The 16,637-nt window shown below is 70.0% G+C and carries 15 protein-coding genes; 12 read left to right on the top strand and 3 right to left on the bottom strand.

Features of this window, described 5'->3' with window-relative positions:
- Positions 1–288: 288 nt before the first annotated feature.
- Positions 289–975, bottom strand: coding sequence for a Rid family hydrolase (locus MMF94_RS02540; protein ID WP_343961943.1), 687 nt, complete (start codon positions 973–975; stop codon positions 289–291).
- 110 nt (positions 976–1,085) lie between these two features.
- A complete protein-coding gene (locus MMF94_RS02535) occupies positions 1,086–2,636 on the bottom strand; it encodes a flavin monoamine oxidase family protein (protein ID WP_241034402.1) in 1,551 nt (516 codons plus the stop codon).
- Positions 2,637–2,890: 254 nt separating this feature from the next.
- Here MMF94_RS02535 and MMF94_RS02530 point away from each other — a divergent pair, with 254 nt between their 5' ends.
- A complete protein-coding gene (locus MMF94_RS02530) occupies positions 2,891–4,426 on the top strand; it encodes an APC family permease (protein WP_241034643.1) in 1,536 nt (511 codons plus the stop codon).
- Positions 4,426–5,190 carry an IclR family transcriptional regulator gene (locus MMF94_RS02525; RefSeq protein WP_241034401.1) on the top strand — a complete coding sequence of 255 codons (765 nt, stop codon included), beginning with the start codon at positions 4,426–4,428 and terminating at the stop codon, positions 5,188–5,190. The genes MMF94_RS02530 and MMF94_RS02525 overlap by 1 nt, the downstream gene beginning before the upstream one ends.
- A 23-nt stretch (positions 5,191–5,213) precedes the next feature.
- Here the strand turns inward: MMF94_RS02525 and MMF94_RS02520 are convergent, their stop codons facing one another.
- Positions 5,214–6,764 carry a flavin monoamine oxidase family protein gene (locus MMF94_RS02520; protein WP_241034400.1) on the bottom strand — a complete coding sequence of 517 codons (1,551 nt, stop codon included), beginning with the start codon at positions 6,762–6,764 and terminating at the stop codon, positions 5,214–5,216.
- A 328-nt stretch (positions 6,765–7,092) separates the two neighbouring features.
- On the opposite strand from MMF94_RS02520, the gene MMF94_RS02515 reads away from it, so the two are divergent.
- The 10 genes from MMF94_RS02515 to hypE all read left to right on the top strand — a co-directional run bounded on the left by MMF94_RS02515 (position 7,093) and on the right by hypE (position 16,631).
- Entirely contained in the window at positions 7,093–8,154 is a 1,062-nt protein-coding gene (locus MMF94_RS02515; protein WP_241034399.1) for an NADH-quinone oxidoreductase subunit B family protein, read from the top strand.
- Between the two features lie 13 nt (positions 8,155–8,167).
- Positions 8,168–9,976 (top strand): nickel-dependent hydrogenase large subunit, encoded by a 1,809-nt coding sequence (locus MMF94_RS02510; RefSeq protein ID WP_241034398.1) that lies wholly within the window; start codon positions 8,168–8,170, stop codon positions 9,974–9,976.
- A 9-nt stretch (positions 9,977–9,985) separates the two neighbouring features.
- Positions 9,986–10,525 carry a NifU family protein gene (locus tag MMF94_RS02505; protein WP_241034397.1) on the top strand — a complete coding sequence of 180 codons (540 nt, stop codon included), beginning with the start codon at positions 9,986–9,988 and terminating at the stop codon, positions 10,523–10,525.
- A complete protein-coding gene (locus MMF94_RS02500) occupies positions 10,526–11,185 on the top strand; it encodes a DUF5947 family protein (protein WP_241034396.1) in 660 nt (219 codons plus the stop codon).
- A 1-nt stretch (position 11,186) separates the two neighbouring features.
- A complete protein-coding gene (locus tag MMF94_RS02495; protein WP_241034395.1) occupies positions 11,187–11,861 on the top strand; it encodes a DUF6084 family protein in 675 nt (224 codons plus the stop codon).
- Positions 11,858–13,318 carry a hypothetical protein gene (locus MMF94_RS02490; protein ID WP_241034394.1) on the top strand — a complete coding sequence of 487 codons (1,461 nt, stop codon included), beginning with the start codon at positions 11,858–11,860 and terminating at the stop codon, positions 13,316–13,318. The genes MMF94_RS02495 and MMF94_RS02490 overlap by 4 nt, the downstream gene beginning before the upstream one ends.
- A complete protein-coding gene (locus MMF94_RS02485; RefSeq protein WP_241034393.1) occupies positions 13,315–13,854 on the top strand; it encodes a hydrogenase maturation protease in 540 nt (179 codons plus the stop codon). Before MMF94_RS02490 ends, MMF94_RS02485 begins: the two co-directional genes overlap by 4 nt.
- 122 nt (positions 13,855–13,976) lie before the next feature.
- Entirely contained in the window at positions 13,977–14,249 is a 273-nt protein-coding gene (locus MMF94_RS02480) for a HypC/HybG/HupF family hydrogenase formation chaperone (protein ID WP_241034392.1), read from the top strand.
- A 28-nt stretch (positions 14,250–14,277) separates the two neighbouring features.
- Positions 14,278–15,405 carry a hydrogenase formation protein HypD gene (gene hypD / locus MMF94_RS02475; protein ID WP_241034391.1) on the top strand — a complete coding sequence of 376 codons (1,128 nt, stop codon included), beginning with the start codon at positions 14,278–14,280 and terminating at the stop codon, positions 15,403–15,405.
- Positions 15,402–16,631: a hydrogenase expression/formation protein HypE gene (gene hypE, locus MMF94_RS02470; RefSeq protein ID WP_241034390.1), complete on the top strand. Its 1,230-nt coding sequence runs from the start codon at positions 15,402–15,404 to the stop codon at positions 16,629–16,631. Before hypD ends, hypE begins: the two co-directional genes overlap by 4 nt.
- The last annotated feature ends 6 nt before the right edge of the window (positions 16,632–16,637 follow it).

Raw genomic sequence — 16,637 nt, 5'->3', positions numbered from 1 at the left:
TTCCCTCGACGTCCGGCCCATCGGCCGGCTGTCACCGCGACGGTCGGGCGACGGCGAGATCACCTTTCGTCGTACCACCCCCGGCCGTGATCGGCCAGCACGACGGCGGCGCCCGTGTCGCGGTTCACCCCGAACGGGCCGGCCTGCGACCGATCGCCTGTCGGGCAGCCAGGGTCGTCATGCGGTGATCAATCGCCCGGATCGGACCGCGTCACATCGCGGCTCTCCCCCATGCCCCCGGCCGTCCTACGGAGGCGCCGCACGTAGGACGGCCGTCCGTCCCGGTCGTCAGCGGGGTCCGCTGCCCACGGGGAACACGGCGTCGACCTCCACCTCCACCAGCCAGCCGGTCACGGGCAGGCTCTGCACCTCGAGCGCGAAGCGGCTCGGCCGCGCCGGGTTGCGGACCAGCGGCGCGGCAGGGGCCGCGCTGCCCAGCGGAACCAGCTCGGTGTCGCCGCTTGCGAGGTTGGTGTTGGCGAAGAACTGCCGGTAGGCGCGGTTCCAGCCGGCGTAGTCGGCGCGGTCGGACCCGGGGGCGTTGTCGAGGAAGACGCGCATCGTCGTGACGTTCTCGAGCGTCAGGCCCTGCGCCTCGAGGTTCTCGCGGATGTTGCGCAGCACGTTCATCCCCTGGGCCTCGGTGATCGTGACCCCGGTGGGGAGCACGCCGCCGGCGAACTGGTCGGTGTCGATGAACGACTCGGGGGTCCCCTCGGCGGCCGCGGCGTTCATCTGCTTCGGCCCGAGCCCGCTGGTCTTGTAGAACGCGGCGCCCGCACCGAGCGCCACGCCTTGGGCGATCATGGGGTTGTCCTGCCCCGGCTCCAGCACAGCCTGGGACACGACGGCGGGAGGGGCGGGCGCCGCCGCGGACGTACCGGTCGAGCATCCGGCCGCGGCGAGCGCCAGCACGGCCGCCCCCGTCGCAAGTGCCCGCAGGTGCGGCGTTCTCTGGTGTGGCGCTGTCGGCATCGAGTGCTCCCGTCGGTGTTGAGGTGGCTGGGTGGTGGGGGTCCGGGTGGTCGCTGTCCGGGTGGTCGCTGTCCGGGTGGTCGCTGTCCGGGTGATCGGCGGCAGGCTCATCAGCTCGGTCCCGCGACACGGCTGTGCAGAGCGGCGACGACGGACCGGGCCGAGGTGAACGCCCCGTGCTGCCACGCGATCGCGTTCGAGAGGTGGTCGCCTGCGAAGTAGATCTTGTCCACGGGCTGCAGGAGCAGCTTGTACTCGGGACTCGTGGAGTCCCACGACGCCCACGCCGACTCGGAGTACCGGGTGCGCCGCCAGCTCCCGGAGAACGACGAGGTGACGTCCTTCTTGTACTTGTCGCCGTGGATCTCGGCGCCTTCCGCCAGTGCCTTGGCCAGCCGCTGGCGATGGGTGAGCGACTCGAAGGCCTGGTGGCGTTTGCCGGTGTTGTAGTAGCCGACCACCACGCCCCGGTCGGAATGGAAGTGGTCGTAGGGGAACATGATCTGCGCGATGTCCTTGTCGGTATTGCTCGCGCCGCCGTAAATGCGCTCGTCGGTCTCCCACCAGCGCCTCGAGTACTCGATGCCGAGCTTTCCCGACGAGGTGACCTTGGCTGCTTTCAGCGCCGCCAGCACGTCGGCGGGGAGGTTGTTGCCCAGCCGGCCGATGAGGTGCGGCGGGATCGTGCACACGACGTAGTCGGTGGTGATCGACTGGGCCCGGCCGCCCTCGGTGTATTCGACGGTGACGCCCTCGGGGACGTTGCGCATCGCCGTGACGACGGAGCCGAACTTGACGCGGTCGCCGAGGCGGTCCTGGAACGCGTAGTAGATGCGGTCCATCCCGCCGATCGGGGTGAACATCATCGTGGCCTGGTCGTACTCGAAGTCGAACGCGAAGTTGCGCCCGATCCCGCTGCGGATGACGTCCGACATGCTGTGCGGCGGCGCCAAGCGCGTGCCGTAGTCGGTGCCCGCACCCGGCTCCGAGGTGTACCCGCGCCGGGTCGAGCCGAGATAGCGCCCGTCGCTGCTGAGGTCGCCGAAGTCGGTCAGGAACTCCGCGAGGGCGTGCTTGTCGTCAGCCGAGAGCACGTCGTCGAGAGCACCGCGCGAGGCGGCCTTCTGCAGCAGTTCGGAGACGTAGCCGAAGGTGTCGGCCTTGGCCGCCCGGTAGGTCATCGAGGTCTTCGACAGTGGTGTGTCGCTCGCGTAGTTGACCAGCGTGTTCGCGTTCTGGTTGCCGAACGGCTGGATCTGGACGCCGAGTTCCCTGCAGTAGTCGAGCGTCACGTGGCTCTGCGGGATCCGCGTCGCGCCCATGTTGAAGAAATGGCCGTCCGAGAACGTGGAGCGCTGCGTCTCCCCGTTCAGGTCCGTCTCCTCGGTGCCTGCCCGGATCGACCACACCCGGCCGCCGGGACGCGTCCGCGCCTCCAGGACCGTCACGTCGTAGCCGGCCTTGCCGAGCTCGTAGGCCGCGCACATGCCGGCAGGCCCCGCACCCAGCACGGCCACGGAGTGGTGCCCCGGGGCCTGGCCGACGAGGTCCCCCATCGTGGGCGCCCGGAACGGCACCTCCGCCGCGGCCGGAGCCAGCCCGATCGCGGACATCGCCCCGTACATCACCCCCGCGCCTCCCGTGACGCCGAGTCCCTTCATGAACGATCTCCGCGTTACTGGCACCGCACGCTCCTGCTCCTTCTCGACGACCCGATGAGTGACGGTCACCAAGGCTGGGAGCCGTGTGAGTCGATCGGTGAAACGGCCGCGAACGATCCGGCGCGCACGGAGTGGGAGCGCCCGGCGTGGTTCCCACTCCGGGGGCTCCGTTCGACTCGGGCAGGCAACCTCAGCGCAACATCTCGGCCCTAATTTTCGTCACGATCAGTGGCGAAATGACCTCGGAGGGAACGATGTCGGCGCTGTCGGACGCCATCACCCGGTCGTTCTCCGCCGAGGAGCTCGATCGACCCGCGATGTCGCCGCTGCGTGCCCTCGGACGCAGGCGGCTCTCCGGGGTGGAGGTGCTTGCCCAGTCGGTGGCCACCACCGCGCCCGCGGCGTCCATGGTGGTCCTGCCGATGACGATGCTCAGGAACGCGTCGCCGCTCGTCGGACTCCTGACGATCCTGGGCGCGACGATCCTGATCTCGCTGATCGCCCTGTGCGTCACCCAGTTCACGCGGCGGCAAGCGGCGGCGGGTGGCCTGTACAGCTTCGTGTTCCAGGGTCTCGGCACGCGCGCAGCTCTCACCACCGGCGTCGCCGTGCTGGTCAAGTACCTGGGGAGTGCCACGCTCACGCTCTACAGCGGCAGCGCGGCGCTCACCGCCGTGCTCCGCGAGGTCGGGTTCGACGTCGACGGTCCGGTGGCAACGCTTGCCGTGCACGCCGCGGTCGCGGCCGCCGCGCTGGCCGTGCTGGTCCGTGGGGCGCGCTTCGCCGCACTCGCGATCCTCGCAGTCGAGGCCGGGTCCCTGCTCTTCATCGTGGCCCTCACCCTGCTGCCTGCCGCGGGGACCGTGTCGCCGGCCGCCGGACCCGTGACCGCTCCGCACGGTGTGCTCTACGTCGCCCTCGGCGCGATCTTCGCGCTGGCCGGCTTCGAGAGCGCCACGTTCTTCGGTCCCGAGGCGAAGCGCCCGCTGGTCACGATCACGCGCCCGGTTCTACTGACCCCGATGATCTGCGGAGGCCTGTTCGTCTTCGCCGCCTGGGCGGCGTGGACGGGCCGCAGCACCACGATCGTCGACGTCTACCTGCACGGCACGGACTCGGGTGCACCCACCCTGCTCGTGGTCGCCCTGAACCTCGGGCTGGCCTGCTCGTGGCTCGCCTCGGCAACGGCGTCGTCGCACGCGGCGTCCCGGCTCGTGTACTCGATGGGCGTCGAACGGCTGCTGCCCCCGGTCTTCACGGCGGTGCACCGCCGGTTCCGCACGCCCTACGCGGCGCTGCTGGCCATCGTGCTGCTCGTCGCCGCGGCGAGCGCCCTGCTCGCGCCCTCCCCAGTGCTCGACACTCTGCGCGACGTCGTGCGGGCGATGGTCGTAGCCGCCTACGTCCTCGTGGCGGTGGCCTCGATCCGGTTCCTGCGCCGGATCCGGGAGCAGACGCCGGGGGTCCTGCTCGCGGCGTTCGCGGCGAGCCTCGCCGGGATCGCGCTCCTGGGCTACCTGCTCGTGGCGCGGATCCTCGACAGCGACATCGGCGGCCCCGCCGTGATCGCGGCCCTGCTGTCCGCAGGCCTGCTCTGGCACCGCCGCCTGCTTCGGCGCCGCCCTGGTGACCTCGACCGTGTAGGAGCGTTCGACCACGCGGAGTCCGACGACGTGCTGCCCGGCGCCGGCGTGTTCGCCCCCGACGCCCACGGCAACCCCGTTCTCGTCGCAGGCCGGGCACCACCCGGGCGCCGGCATCGCGGCGGCCCCCCGACCGACTCCTCCTGATGGCCGCGGTCACGCAGCGGCCGCACGAACCCGGTGGCCACGAGACACGAGCGGCGCAGAAGGCGCTGGTGCTGTTGGAATCGGTCGCCCAGCTCGGCTCGGGCGCCACGGCCAGGGACATCTCGAGCCTCAGCGGGATCCCCCCGGCCACGGCGTACCGGCTGCTGAACCTCCTCGTCGCGGATGGTTTCCTCGTGCGGGTCTCCGACCTCTCCGGCTTCGCGCTCGGACGGCGGACCCGCGAGCTGGCCGGTGCGGTGGGCGGCGACGCGTCGGAGGACTTCCGGGCGGCCCACGCGGTGGTGGAGCAACTGCGGGCCCGCGTGCGGTTCGGCATCTTCGTCGCGTCCTACGCCGACGACCGCATCCGGCTCGTGGACCGCGACCCCGACCACGAACTGGCCGGGGAGAACGTCATCCGCACGCACCTGCACGCGTCGGCGATCGGGAAGCTGCTGCTCTCCCACCGGCCGGAGCTCGGAGTCCCCGCGCCCCTGCGGCCGCTCACCGCGCGCACGATCGTGGAGCCGGACGTGCTGGCCGTCGAGCTCCGCAGGATCCGGGAGTGCGGAGTCGCCCACGAGGTGGACGAGATCAAGGTGGGTCGCTCCGCGCTGGCCGTGCCGCTGCGGGACGGCCGGATGACGGTGATCGGGTGCGTCGCCGCGATCGGGAGAACCGGTCGCGTCCGGAGCGACGACGAGGACCTGACCGAGCTCCTGCGCACCTACGCCGATCGCATCGTCGGGGAGATCATGGCGTAGTGCCGTTGCCGGTCCGCCCGCGGTCAGCGCGGACCGGCGGCGCGGGCGTGCACGGCGGCGACGGCAGCACGGGCCGAGGTCAGCGCGCCGTGCTGCCACGACAGCGCGTGCGAGAGGTAGTCGCCGGCGAAGTAGATCTTGTCCGCCGGTTGCAGGAGCAGGTTGTACTCGGGGCTCTTGGCGCTCCACGAGGCCCACGCGGACTCGGAGTAGCGGATGCGCCGCCAGGCGGCCGAGAACGACGGACCCACGTTCTTCGTGTAGCTGTCGCCGTGGATCTCCGCTCCCTCCGCCAGTGCCTTGGCCAGCCGCTGGCGGTGGCGGAGCGGCTCGAAGATCTCCTGGCGCTTCCCCGTGGTGTAGTAGGCGACCACGATGCCCCGGTCACCGTGGAAGTGGTCGAAGGGGAACATGATCTCGCGGATGTCCTTGTCGGTGTTGCTCACGCCGCCGTAGATCCGCTGTTCGGTCTCCCACCAGCGCTTCGAGTACTCGATGCCGAGCTTTCCCGACGCCACCGCCTTGGGCGCGCGCAAGGCGGCGAGCACGTTCGGGGCGAGGTTGGTGCGCAACCGCGCCACGAGGTGCGGCGGAAGCGTGCAGACCACGTAGTCGCTGGTGATCGACCGGCCGACGCCGCCGTGCGTGTACTCGACGGTGACGCCCTCCGGCACGTTGCGCATCGCGGTGACGACCGCTCCGAAGCGGACACGGTCGCCGAGCGTGCGGTGGAACGCGTGGTAGATCTGGTCCATCCCGCCGACGACCGTGTACATCATCATGGCCTGGTCGTTCTCCAGCTCGAACCCGAAGTTGCGCCCTATCCCGCTGCGGACCACGTCGGACAGGGCAGGCGGCGGCGGGAGCCGGGTGCCCTCGTCGGTGCCTGCACCCGGCTGGGACGTGTATCCGCGCCTGCTGGAGCCGAGGTAGCGCCCGTCGCTGCTGAGGTCGCCGAAGTCCTTGAGGAACTCCGCGAGAGCCTGCTTGTCGTCGGCGCTCAGCACGTCGTCGAGGGCGCCCCGGGAGGCGGCCTTCTGCAGCAACTCCGAGATGTAGCCATAGGTGTCGGCCTTGGCCGCCCGGTAGGTGATCGAGGTCTTGGTCAAGGGTGTGTCACTGGTGTAGTTAACGAATGCGTTCGCGTTCTGATTCGGGAATGCCTGGATCGCCACACCGAGCTCGCGACAATAGTCGAGCGTGACGTGGCCTTGCGGTATCCGGGTGGCGCCCATATTGAGGAAATGTCCCTCGGAGAACGTACTGCGCTGTATCTCTCCGTCGAGATCTGTTTCCTCCGTGCCGCCCCTGATGGACCACACTCGTCCTCCTGGGCGAAAACGCGCCTCCAGTACCGTGACGTCGTACCCTGCCTTGCCCAGCTCGTATGCCGTGCAGAGACCCGCAGGCCCGGCCCCGAGGACGGTGACCGTGTGGTGGCCAGGGCCTTGCCCGACGAGGTCGCCCAGCTCGGGTGCCCGAAACGGTTCTCGTGCCGCAGCCGGGGCCAGTCCGATAGCCGACATTGCCCCATACATCATGCCTGCGCCTCCGGTGACTCCGAGGCCCCTCATGAACGATCTGCGCGTCAACGGCACTACGCACTCCTGGTCCGATCCGACTGGCAACAGTCGCCTATCTTAAGTTCGAATTCCAATGACCGCCAAAATCAAGCACTTGATCTTCTTTGCTCATCGCGATTCCGAACCTGTTCCCGAGGACCGGTGAGCCGATCGGGTCGTTGACGGCGGCCACGCTCGAGGGGCACCCGACCTGGTCAGTGTCCGGAACATCTAGTGACGGCGATCACTTACTGCGCCCGGCCCAGGCCGTTACAACGGACTTTTCCCACCACGTCGGACAGGCGCCGCCCCACGGGGCAGCGCCATCGAGGGGACCGCCATGTCCACGACGGAAGCGTCCACCACGGAGGCCGAGGCACCGACCGTCCACGTTCTGTGGATCAACGCCGGCCTGAGCTGCGACGGTGACTCGGTCGCGCTGACCGCGGCAACCCAGCCCAGCATCGAGGAGATCGCCCTCGGGGCTCTGCCGGGCCTCCCGAAGATCGCCGTCCACTGGCCGCTCATCGACTTCGACAACGGCCCGGTCGGTGGCAACAACGACTTCATCGAGTGGTTCTTCAAGGCCGAACGGGGCGAGCTCGACCCGTTCGTGCTGGTGGTCGAGGGTTCGATTCCCAACGAGAAGATCAAGCCAGAGGGCTACTGGTGCGGCTTCGGCAACAACCCGGAGACGGGCCAGCCGATGACCACGAGCGAATGGCTGGACCGCCTCGCGCCCAAGGCGCTCGTCGTGCTCGCCGTCGGCACGTGCGCCACGTACGGCGGTATCCACGCGATGGCGGGCAACCCGACCGGCGCCATGGGGGTGCGCGACTACCTCGGCTGGAACTTCACGACGCCGGCCGGCATCCCGATCGTCAACGTGCCCGGCTGCCCGATCCAGCCCGACAACCTCTCCGAGACGATCCTCTACCTGCTCTACCAGGCCACCGGCGCGGCGCCGATGATCCCGCTGGACAAGGAAGGGCGCCCCACCTGGCTCTTCGGCCAGACGGTGCACGAGGGCTGCGACCGCGGCGGCTACTACGAGCAGGGCCAGTTCGCCACCGAGTACGGCTCACCGCAATGTCTGGTGAAACTGGGCTGCTGGGGCCCCGTGGTCAAGTGCAACGTCCCCAAGCGGGGCTGGATCAACGGTGTGGGCGGCTGCCCGAACGTGGGCGGGATCTGCATCGGCTGCACGATGCCCGGCTTCCCGGACAAGTTCATGCCCTTCATGGACGCCCCTCCCGGAAGCAGGGTCTCCGGTGCCGCCAGCGGCGCGTACGGAGCGATCATCCGCCGCCTGCGTGGGATCACGGAACGGAAGCTCGACAAGGAACCGAGCTGGCGCAAGAACGGGCGCGAGCTGACCACCGGCTTCACGAAGTCCTGGTAAGGGGAACGCGTCGATGACCACGACACAGGCAAAGCCGTCGGGCACCGGTACCGACAAGACCGGGCTCACCGAGATGGCCTGGGATCCGATCACCCGGATCGTCGGCAGCCTCGGGATCTACACCAAGATCGACTTCTCGCAGAAGCGAGTCGCCGAGTGCCACTCGACCTCGTCGATCTTCCGCGGCTACTCGATCTTCATGAAGGGCAAGGACCCGCGCGACGCCCACTTCATCACCAGCCGCATCTGCGGCATCTGCGGCGACAACCACGCGACCTGCTCCGTCTACAACCAGAACATGGCCTACGGGGTGCGCCCGCCGCACCTGGGTGAGTGGATCATCAATCTCGGCGAGGCCGCCGAGTACATGTTCGACCACAACATCTTCCAGGAGAACCTGGTCGGGGTGGACTACTGCGAGCGGATGGTCGCGGAGACCAACCCAGGTGTGCTCGAGCAGGCCAACCGGACCGAGGCGCCACACGCCGACGCGCACGGCTACCGCACCATCGGCGACATCATGCGGGCGCTCAACCCGTTCACCGGCGACTTCTACCGCGAGGCGCTGCAGGTCAGCCGGTACACGCGCGAGATGTTCTGCCTGATGGAGGGCCGCCACGTGCACCCCTCCACGCTCTACCCGGGCGGCGTCGGGACCGTGGCCACGGTCCAGCTGTTCACCGACTACTACACCCGGCTCATGCGGTACGTGGAGTTCATGAAGCGCGTCGTCCCGATGCACGACGACCTCTTCGACTTCATGTACGAGGCGCTGCCCGGCTACGAGGAGGTCGGGCGCCGGCGCGTGCTGCTCGGCTGCTGGGGCGCGTTCAACGACCCGGAGCACTGCGACTTCCAGTACCGGACGATGACCGGCTGGGGTCGCAAGATGTTCGTGACGCCGGGCATCGTCGTGGACGGCAACCTCGTCACCAACGATCTGGTCGAGATCAACCTGGGAATCCGCATCCTGCTCGGTAGCTCGTTCTACCGGGACTGGGAGGACCAGGAGATGTTCGCGACGCAGGACCCGCTGGGCAACCCGGTCGATCGCAGGCACCCGTGGAACCAGCACACGATCCCCGCGCCGCAGAAGCGCGACTTCGACGACAAGTACAGCTGGACGATGTCGCCACGCTGGTTCGACGGCACGGACCACCTCGCCCTCGACACCGGCGGCGGCCCGCTCGCCCGGCTGTGGACCACGGCGCTGGGCGGCCTGGTCGACATCGGGTTCGTCAAGGCCACGGGCAACAGCGTGCTGATCAACCTGCCGCGCACCGCGCTCAAGCCGGAGGTCAGCTTCGAGTGGCGGATCCCGCACGACAAGCAGGGCAGGCCGCTGTCCAACGCGATCGAGCGCAACCGCGCCCGCACCTACTTCCAGGCCTACGCGGCCGCTTGCGCCCTGCACTTCATCGAGAAGGCACTCGACGAGGTGCGCGGCGGGCACACCAAGACCTGGGAGAAGTTCGTGGTGCCGGACGAGGCCATCAGCGTCGGGTTCACCGAGGCGGTTCGCGGTGTGCTGTCGCACCACATGGTGATCCGGGGCGGCAAGATCGCGAACTACCACCCGTACCCGCCGACGCCCTGGAACGGCAGCGTGCGCGACACGTTCGGCACGCCCGGCCCGTACGAGGACGCCGTGCAGAACACGCCGATCTTCGAGGAGAGCCGGGGCGAGGACTTCAAGGGCATCGACATCATGCGGACGGTCCGCAGCTTCGACCCCTGCCTGCCGTGCGGCGTGCACATGTACAAGGGCGACGGGAAACCGCTGCACCGCATCACGTCGCCGTCGATGCTGAACACGATCTGAGCGGCAGCAGTGGCTTCGACCGACCTGGATCCGCAGGGGCTCGCCGGACGCATCGAGGAACTCCTCGAGAGCATCACGGCGGACGGCGGCCCCGCGGTGGGGCACGCGGCGGAAGAGCTGGTGCGGGTGCTGATGCGCTTCTACGGCGCAGGCCTGGAGCAGATGGTCTCCATCGTCCGGGCAGGGGCCGGGGACACGATCGTGCACCGGATGGCGGCAGATCCGCTGGTCGCAGGCCTGCTCGCGCTGCACGACCTGCACCCCGTGCCGCTCGAGCAGCGGCTCACGCACGCGATGGGCACGGCGGCCCGCAGGCTCGGTTCGCACGGCTCCGGCCTCACCCTCGCCGGGCTCGACGACGAGGGCCGCGTGCACGTGCAGATCGAAGGCGGCGGCTGCGGGACCGACACCGTGAAGGACGTGGTCGCCACATCGATCACGGAGCTGGCCCCGGAGGTGGCGGGCGTGGTCTTCGACACCGTGCCGGCGGGCCCGGCTCTCCTGCAGATCGGGGTACGCCCGTCGGCGTCCCCGAAGAGGGTGGGCTGAATGCCCGGGATCTCCTCGCTGCGCCGGTTCCTGGTCGACTCCGTGGAGCAGGAACCGGTGCAGGAGGTCTGCGAGCTGTGCGCCACGCCGGTGCCTCCGCAGCACCCGCACCTCGTGCAGGTCGCCGAGCGCCGGATGCTCTGCGCGTGCGGGCCGTGCGGCTTCCTGTTCGACAACCCGGGAGCGGGCGGGGGCGGCTACCGCCGTGTGCCGGACCGGTACCTGTCCGACCCTGAGTTCCGTCTGACCGACGCCCAGTGGGACGAGCTGCAGATCCCCGTCAGCATGGCCTTCTTCCTGCACAACTCCGCGCAGGGAAAGGTCATCGCCTGTTACCCGAGCCCTGCCGGTGCCACGGAGAGCGAGCTGGGGCTCGAGTCCTGGGCCACCGGGCTGGGCGCCGGGCGCCTCGCCGCGGCGCTCGAGCCCGACGTCGAGGCTCTGCTCGTCCGCCGGGACAAGGCGGGGTCGGGAGCTGCCGGATCGGCCGAGGGCCTTCTCGTGCCGATCGACGCCTGCTACCGGCTCGTCGGGCTGGTGAAGCTGCACTGGCGCGGCTTCGACGGTGGCGCCGAGGCGTGGCACGAGATCGACGGCTTCTTCGAGGCCCTGCGCGAGCAGGCGCGACCCGTCCCACCCGCCACCGGACCGGAGGCCTGACGTGCTGAGCTTCGCCTGCATCGGAGCCCGGCCGGAGCCCTACGCGGCCGGACCGTCACTGGTGTTCGACGTGGAGGTCAGCCACGACGGCGTGCAGCGCGTGCACTCGGTGGCGCTGCGGACCCAGATCCGGATCGAGCCGCGCGGCCGCAGCTACACCCCCGAGGAGACCGGGAAGCTCGCGGATCTGTTCGGTGCCCCCGCACGGTGGGGAGAGACGCTCAACCCCCTGCAGTTCGCCCAGATCAGTACGACCGTCACCGGCTTCAGCGGCTCGACGGTCGTGCCGATCTCGGTGCCGCTGACCTACGACCTCGACGTCGCGTCCACGAAGTACTTCCACGGCCTCACCGCCGACGGCGAGGACGGTGCCGAGGACAGCGGGGCGGACAGGGCCGAGGCCAGGGCCGTTCCGCTCGTGTTCCTGTTCTCCGGCGTCGTCTACTACGGGGGCCTCGCCGGAGTTCAGGTCGGGCTGGTCTCCTGGCACGAGGAGGCGACCTTCCGGCTCCCCGTCGCGACGTGGCGCGCGGCGATGGACGCGCACTTCCCTGGCTCGGGCTGGATCCGGGTCGGCACGAGGACCCTCGACGCGCTGTCGGCCTACCGCTCCGAGCGGGCGATCCCGAACTGGGACGAGACGTTCGAGCACCTCCTGAAGGAGGCCGAGCGGTGACCGACCCTCAGGCAACCAACTCCCCGCGAGTCGCCCCTCCCCCGGGCGCGAGCCGCGCGAGCGGGTCGCCCGATCCCGATTCCCTGTTCGACGAGGTCGCGGCCGTCGCGGACGCGGTGCTGTTCGAGGGCTACCTGCTCTACCCCTACCGGGCGACGGCGCAGAAGAACCGGCTGCGCTGGCAGTTCGGCGTGCTCACGCCCGAGACCGACGCCGGCGAGCCCACCCGCAACCGCATGGAATGCCTGCTCGAACCCGGTCGCGACGGCGCCACGCAGCTGCACGTCCGGCTGCGCTGCCTGCAGCTGCAGGCCCGCTCGCCACTCACCCCGGACGGTACTCCCGTGCCGGAACTGGCCGTCGACGGGAAGCGCCACCTGCGGTTCGAGGAGGGTGTGCCCCGCCACGTCGACGCGGTGCTGGACCTGCGCGCCGTGCTGCGCGAGGAGGTCACCGTCACGATCCTGCTGCCCGGGACGCGGGAGACCGAGGAGATCCGGGACGCCGCAGGCGCCGTCGCGGGCCTGCTCCAGCGCAAGTGCTGGCCGGTGACCGCCCGGCTGGTCGTCTCGGCCACCGACATCCCGGGGCCCTACCTGGTGCACCGGCTGCGGCTCGACATCGTCAACGACGGCGACTGCGCGCCCGGCGCCCCCCGCGAGGAGGTGCTGCGCACGTCGCTGATCGCGGCACACACCCTGATCGCTGCCCGGCCCGGCACGTTCCTGTCGCTCACCGACCCGCCGCGGTGGGCCGAACCGGCCACCGAGGAATGCGTCAACGAGCACACCTGGCCGGTGCTCGCCGGACCGGCCGAGCGCAGCGACCTCGTGCTGTCCTCGCCGATCATCCTGGCCGACCATCCGCAGCTGGCCCCCGAGAGCACAATCAACCTCTTCGACGGCCTCGAGAACGACGAGATCCTCACCCTCCGGACGCTCGTACTCACCGACGAGGAGAAGGCCGAAGCGCGCTCGACAGACCCGCGCGCCGCCGGCATCATCGACGCGGTCGACGCCATGCCGCCGGAGATCATGGAGCGACTGCACGGGGCGATCCGCTCGATGCGGCCCGCGGCAGCGGCGTCCGACATCCCGACGATCGACACGGGCGGCGCGGCGTTCGGCGCCGACAGCCCTGCCGACCGGCCCCCGGAAGTGCTGCCGTGGTGGGACCCCGCCCAGGATGCAGCCGTCGATCCCGACACCGACACCACCATGGTCGGTGACGTGCCGGTGGCCAAGGGCAGCCGGGTCGTGCTGCACCCCGGGCGCGGCGGCGACATCCAGGACCGCTTCCTCGACGGCATGCGCGCCACCGTGCAGGCCGTGGTGCACGACGTGGACGGACGCGTGCACGTCGCGGTCTCGGTTGACGGCGACCCCGGCGCCGAGATGCAGCTCGCCCACGGCCGCTTCCGCTACTTCCACCCCGACGAGCTCGAGGCACTCCGATGATCGGCGACGGCGGCACGCCGGGCCGGGTGCTCGTCGCCGGCATCGGCAACGTGTTCCTCTCCGACGACGGCTTCGGCGTCGCCGTGGTCGAGCAGTTGCAGCGCCGCGGGGGGCTGCCGGCGGGTGTCGAGCTCGTCGACAGCGGGATCCGGGGCGTTCACCTGGCCTACCGGCTCCTCGACGGGTACCGCGCGCTGGTGATCGTGGACGCGACGCAGCGCGGCGATCGGCCCGGCACCCTCTACACCCTCGAACACGACCTCGACGGCGCCCGGGACGAGACCGGCGCCGAGGTCCCCGCGCTCGACGGCCACGGCATGGACCCCGCCGCGGTGCTCACGCTGCTCGACGGGCTGGCCGCGTCGATGGACCTGGAGCGGCCGGTGGAGCGCGTGTTCGTCATCGGGTGCGAGCCCGCCGTTCTCGACGAGGGCATCGGCCTGAGTCCGGCGGTGGCCGAAGCGGTCGAGCCCGGCGTACGCGCCGTGACCGCTCTCGTCACAGAACTCATGATCGACGAAGGAGTGAGCAGATGATCCGCAAGTTGCTGATTCTCGCGCTGGTGGCCGTCGCGGCGACCGGCACCGTACTCGCCGTGCAGTCGCGGGGGGAGATCTCCCGGTACCGCGACATGCGCCGGATGTAGGAGGAGATCCGCATGTGCCTGGGCATTCCCGGCGAGGTCATCGAGCTGCTGGCCGAGCACGAAGACCTGGCGATGGTCAGCGTCGAGGGCGTCAAGCGCGCCGTGAACATCGGCCTGCTGCGCGACGAGGACCTGGAACCGGGCGACTGGATCCTCATCCACGTCGGTTTCGCCCTGTCGAAGATCGACGAGGCCGAGGCGAAGGCCTCCCTCGACTTCCTCACCGGTCTCGGCGACGCCTACACCGACGAGCTCCAGGCGCTCGCCGCCAGCGACATCACCTAGGGGCACGACCAGAGGTAAGGGGACGGCGATGAGGTTCGTCGACGAGTTCCGCGATGCGGGCATGGCCCGCACGCTGGCGACGCAGATCGCCGCGCTGTGCGAGCCCGGCAGGCAGTACAAGTTCATGGAGGTCTGCGGCGGCCACACCCACACGATCTACAAGCACGGCCTCGAGGACTATCTGCCCGACACCGTGTCGCTCGTGCACGGGCCGGGCTGCCCGGTCTGCGTGATCCCGATGGGCCGCGTGGACGACGCCATCGCCATCGCCGAGCACGACGACGTCATCCTCACGACGTTCGGCGACATGCTGCGGGTTCCCGGGGGCCGGGGGTCGTTCTTCGACTCCAAGGCGGCAGGCGCCGACATCCGGATGGTCTACTCACCGCTCGACGCGCTCAAGATCGCGCGCAGGAACCCTGACAAGCGCGTGGTCTTCATGGCCATCGGCTTCGAGACCACCGCCCCGTCCACGGCGATGACGGTGCTGCGTGCGGAGGCCGAGGGTCTCGACAACTTCTCGATCTTCTGCAACCACGTCACGATCATCCCGGCGATCAAGGCCATCCTGGACTCACCCGACCTGCGCCTCGACGGGTTCATCGGACCGGGCCACGTCTCCACGGTGATCGGGTGCCGGCCCTACGAATGGATCGCACGCGACGCAGGCAAACCCCTGGTCGTCGCCGGTTTCGAGCCGCTGGACATCCTGCAGTCGGTCTACCAGCTGTTGTTGCAGCTCAAGGAGGGCCGCTGCGAGATCGAGAACCAGTACGCGCGCGTGGTGCCGTGGGACGGCAACACCAGGGCGCTGCAGGTGATCGGTGAGGTGATGGAGCTGCGTCCACACTTCGAGTGGCGGGGGCTCGGCTTCATCTCGCATTCGGCGCTGCAGGTGCGCAAGCGCTACGCGCGGTTCGACGCGGAGCGGATCTTCCTCGTGCCGGGCGTGCGGGTGGCCGACCCCAAGGCCTGCCAGTGCGGCGAGGTGCTCAAGGGCGTGCTCAAGCCGTGGGAGTGCAAGGTGTTCGGCACCGCGTGCACGCCCGAGACCCCGATCGGCACCTGCATGGTGTCGTCCGAGGGTGCCTGCGCCGCCTACTACAACTTCGGGCGGTTCAGCCGGGAGCGCGTGAAGGAGGCGACCCGGACATGACACAGGATCTCGGCCCAGGCATCGACCGAGCCGGCGCCACGCGGGCGAACTGGGCGGAGGAGGCGGTCGCTGCGGCTGCCGCCGACGAGGCCCAGCTCGCGCACGCGGAAACTCAGCACCCGCACGCGGGATCCGAGCACCTCACCCGTGAGGAGCAGGTGCTGGCCCGGATCGCCAAGGCCCGCGCCCGCAAGGCGCGGATCAAGGAGGAACGGATCACGCTCGCCCACGGCGCCGGGGGCAAGGCGACGCAGACGCTGATCGAGGCCGTGTTCCTCGACGCGTTCCGCAACCCGGTGCTGGAGAAGCTGGAGGACGGTGCCCAGCTCGCCCCGACGTGGACGAACGGGGTGACCGGCCGGCTCGCGTTCACCACCGACTCCTACGTGGTGTCCCCGCTGTTCTTCCCCGGCGGCGACATCGGCGACCTCGCGGTCAACGGCACCGTCAACGACCTCGCGATGTGCGGGGCCCGGCCGCTCTTCCTGTCCTGCGGCTTCATCCTCGAGGAGGGCTTCCCTGTCGCCGACCTGCAGCGCATCGTGGCGTCGATGGCGGCTGCCGCGCAGGCGGCAGGCGTGCAGATCGTCACCGGCGACACGAAGGTCGTCGAGCGGGGAAAGGCCGACGGCCTCTACATCAACACCGCGGGCGTCGGAGTGCTGGAGCGCGACGTGGTCCTGTCGGCCGCTGCGGCCCGTCCCGGCGACGTCGTGCTCGTCTCGGGCCCCATCGGCGACCACGGCATCACGGTCATGCTGGCGCGCGGTGAGCTCGACATCTCCGCCGACATCGTCTCCGACACCGCACCGCTGCACGAGATCAGCGCCGGACTGCTCGACGCAGCGGGCGACGGCGTACGGCTCCTGCGAGACGCCACCCGCGGCGGCGTGGCCACGATCTGCAACGAGGTGGCCACGGCCGCCCAGGTGGCGGTGGTCCTCGACGAGGCCTCGCTGCCGGTGCGGCCCGTCGTCAACGGCGCGTCGGAACTGCTCGGCATCGACCCGCTCTACGTCGCCTGCGAAGGGCGGCTCATCGCCGTCGTGGCTCCGGACCGGGCGGATTCCGCACTGGCCGCGCTGCGAGCCCACCCACTCGGCGAGGGCGCCGCCGCGATCGGGACGATCAAGGACGACCCGGGACTGGTGCTGCTGCGCACCGCGTTCGGGGGCACCCGGATCGTGGATCTGCTGGTGGGCGACCCGCTGCCCCGGATCTGCTAGGCAGTC

It is taken from the genome of Pseudonocardia alaniniphila (genome assembly GCF_022524485.1).
Lineage (GTDB): Bacteria > Actinomycetota > Actinomycetes > Mycobacteriales > Pseudonocardiaceae > Pseudonocardia > Pseudonocardia alaniniphila.
Note: the sequence above shows the minus strand (reverse complement) of the source record. Positions and strands in the feature narration are given on the sequence as shown.

Bases quoted from the DNA above. Each gene is read 5' to 3' on its own strand.
- MMF94_RS02540 (WP_343961943.1), bottom strand. From the start codon at position 975: ATGCCGACAGCGCCACACCAGAGAACGCCGCACCTGCGGGCACTTGCG.
- MMF94_RS02535 (WP_241034402.1), bottom strand. From the start codon at position 2,636: ATGAAGGGACTCGGCGTCACGGGAGGCGCGGGGGTGATGTACGGGGCG.
- MMF94_RS02530 (WP_241034643.1), top strand. From the start codon at position 2,891: ATGTCGGCGCTGTCGGACGCCATCACCCGGTCGTTCTCCGCCGAGGAG.
- MMF94_RS02525 (WP_241034401.1), top strand. From the start codon at position 4,426: ATGGCCGCGGTCACGCAGCGGCCGCACGAACCCGGTGGCCACGAGACA.
- MMF94_RS02520 (WP_241034400.1), bottom strand. From the start codon at position 6,764: ATGAGGGGCCTCGGAGTCACCGGAGGCGCAGGCATGATGTATGGGGCA.
- MMF94_RS02515 (WP_241034399.1), top strand. From the start codon at position 7,093: ATGTCCACGACGGAAGCGTCCACCACGGAGGCCGAGGCACCGACCGTC.
- MMF94_RS02510 (WP_241034398.1), top strand. From the start codon at position 8,168: ATGACCACGACACAGGCAAAGCCGTCGGGCACCGGTACCGACAAGACC.
- MMF94_RS02500 (WP_241034396.1), top strand. From the start codon at position 10,526: ATGCCCGGGATCTCCTCGCTGCGCCGGTTCCTGGTCGACTCCGTGGAG.
- MMF94_RS02485 (WP_241034393.1), top strand. From the start codon at position 13,315: ATGATCGGCGACGGCGGCACGCCGGGCCGGGTGCTCGTCGCCGGCATC.
- MMF94_RS02480 (WP_241034392.1), top strand. From the start codon at position 13,977: ATGTGCCTGGGCATTCCCGGCGAGGTCATCGAGCTGCTGGCCGAGCAC.
- hypD (WP_241034391.1), top strand. From the start codon at position 14,278: ATGAGGTTCGTCGACGAGTTCCGCGATGCGGGCATGGCCCGCACGCTG.
- hypE (WP_241034390.1), top strand. From the start codon at position 15,402: ATGACACAGGATCTCGGCCCAGGCATCGACCGAGCCGGCGCCACGCGG.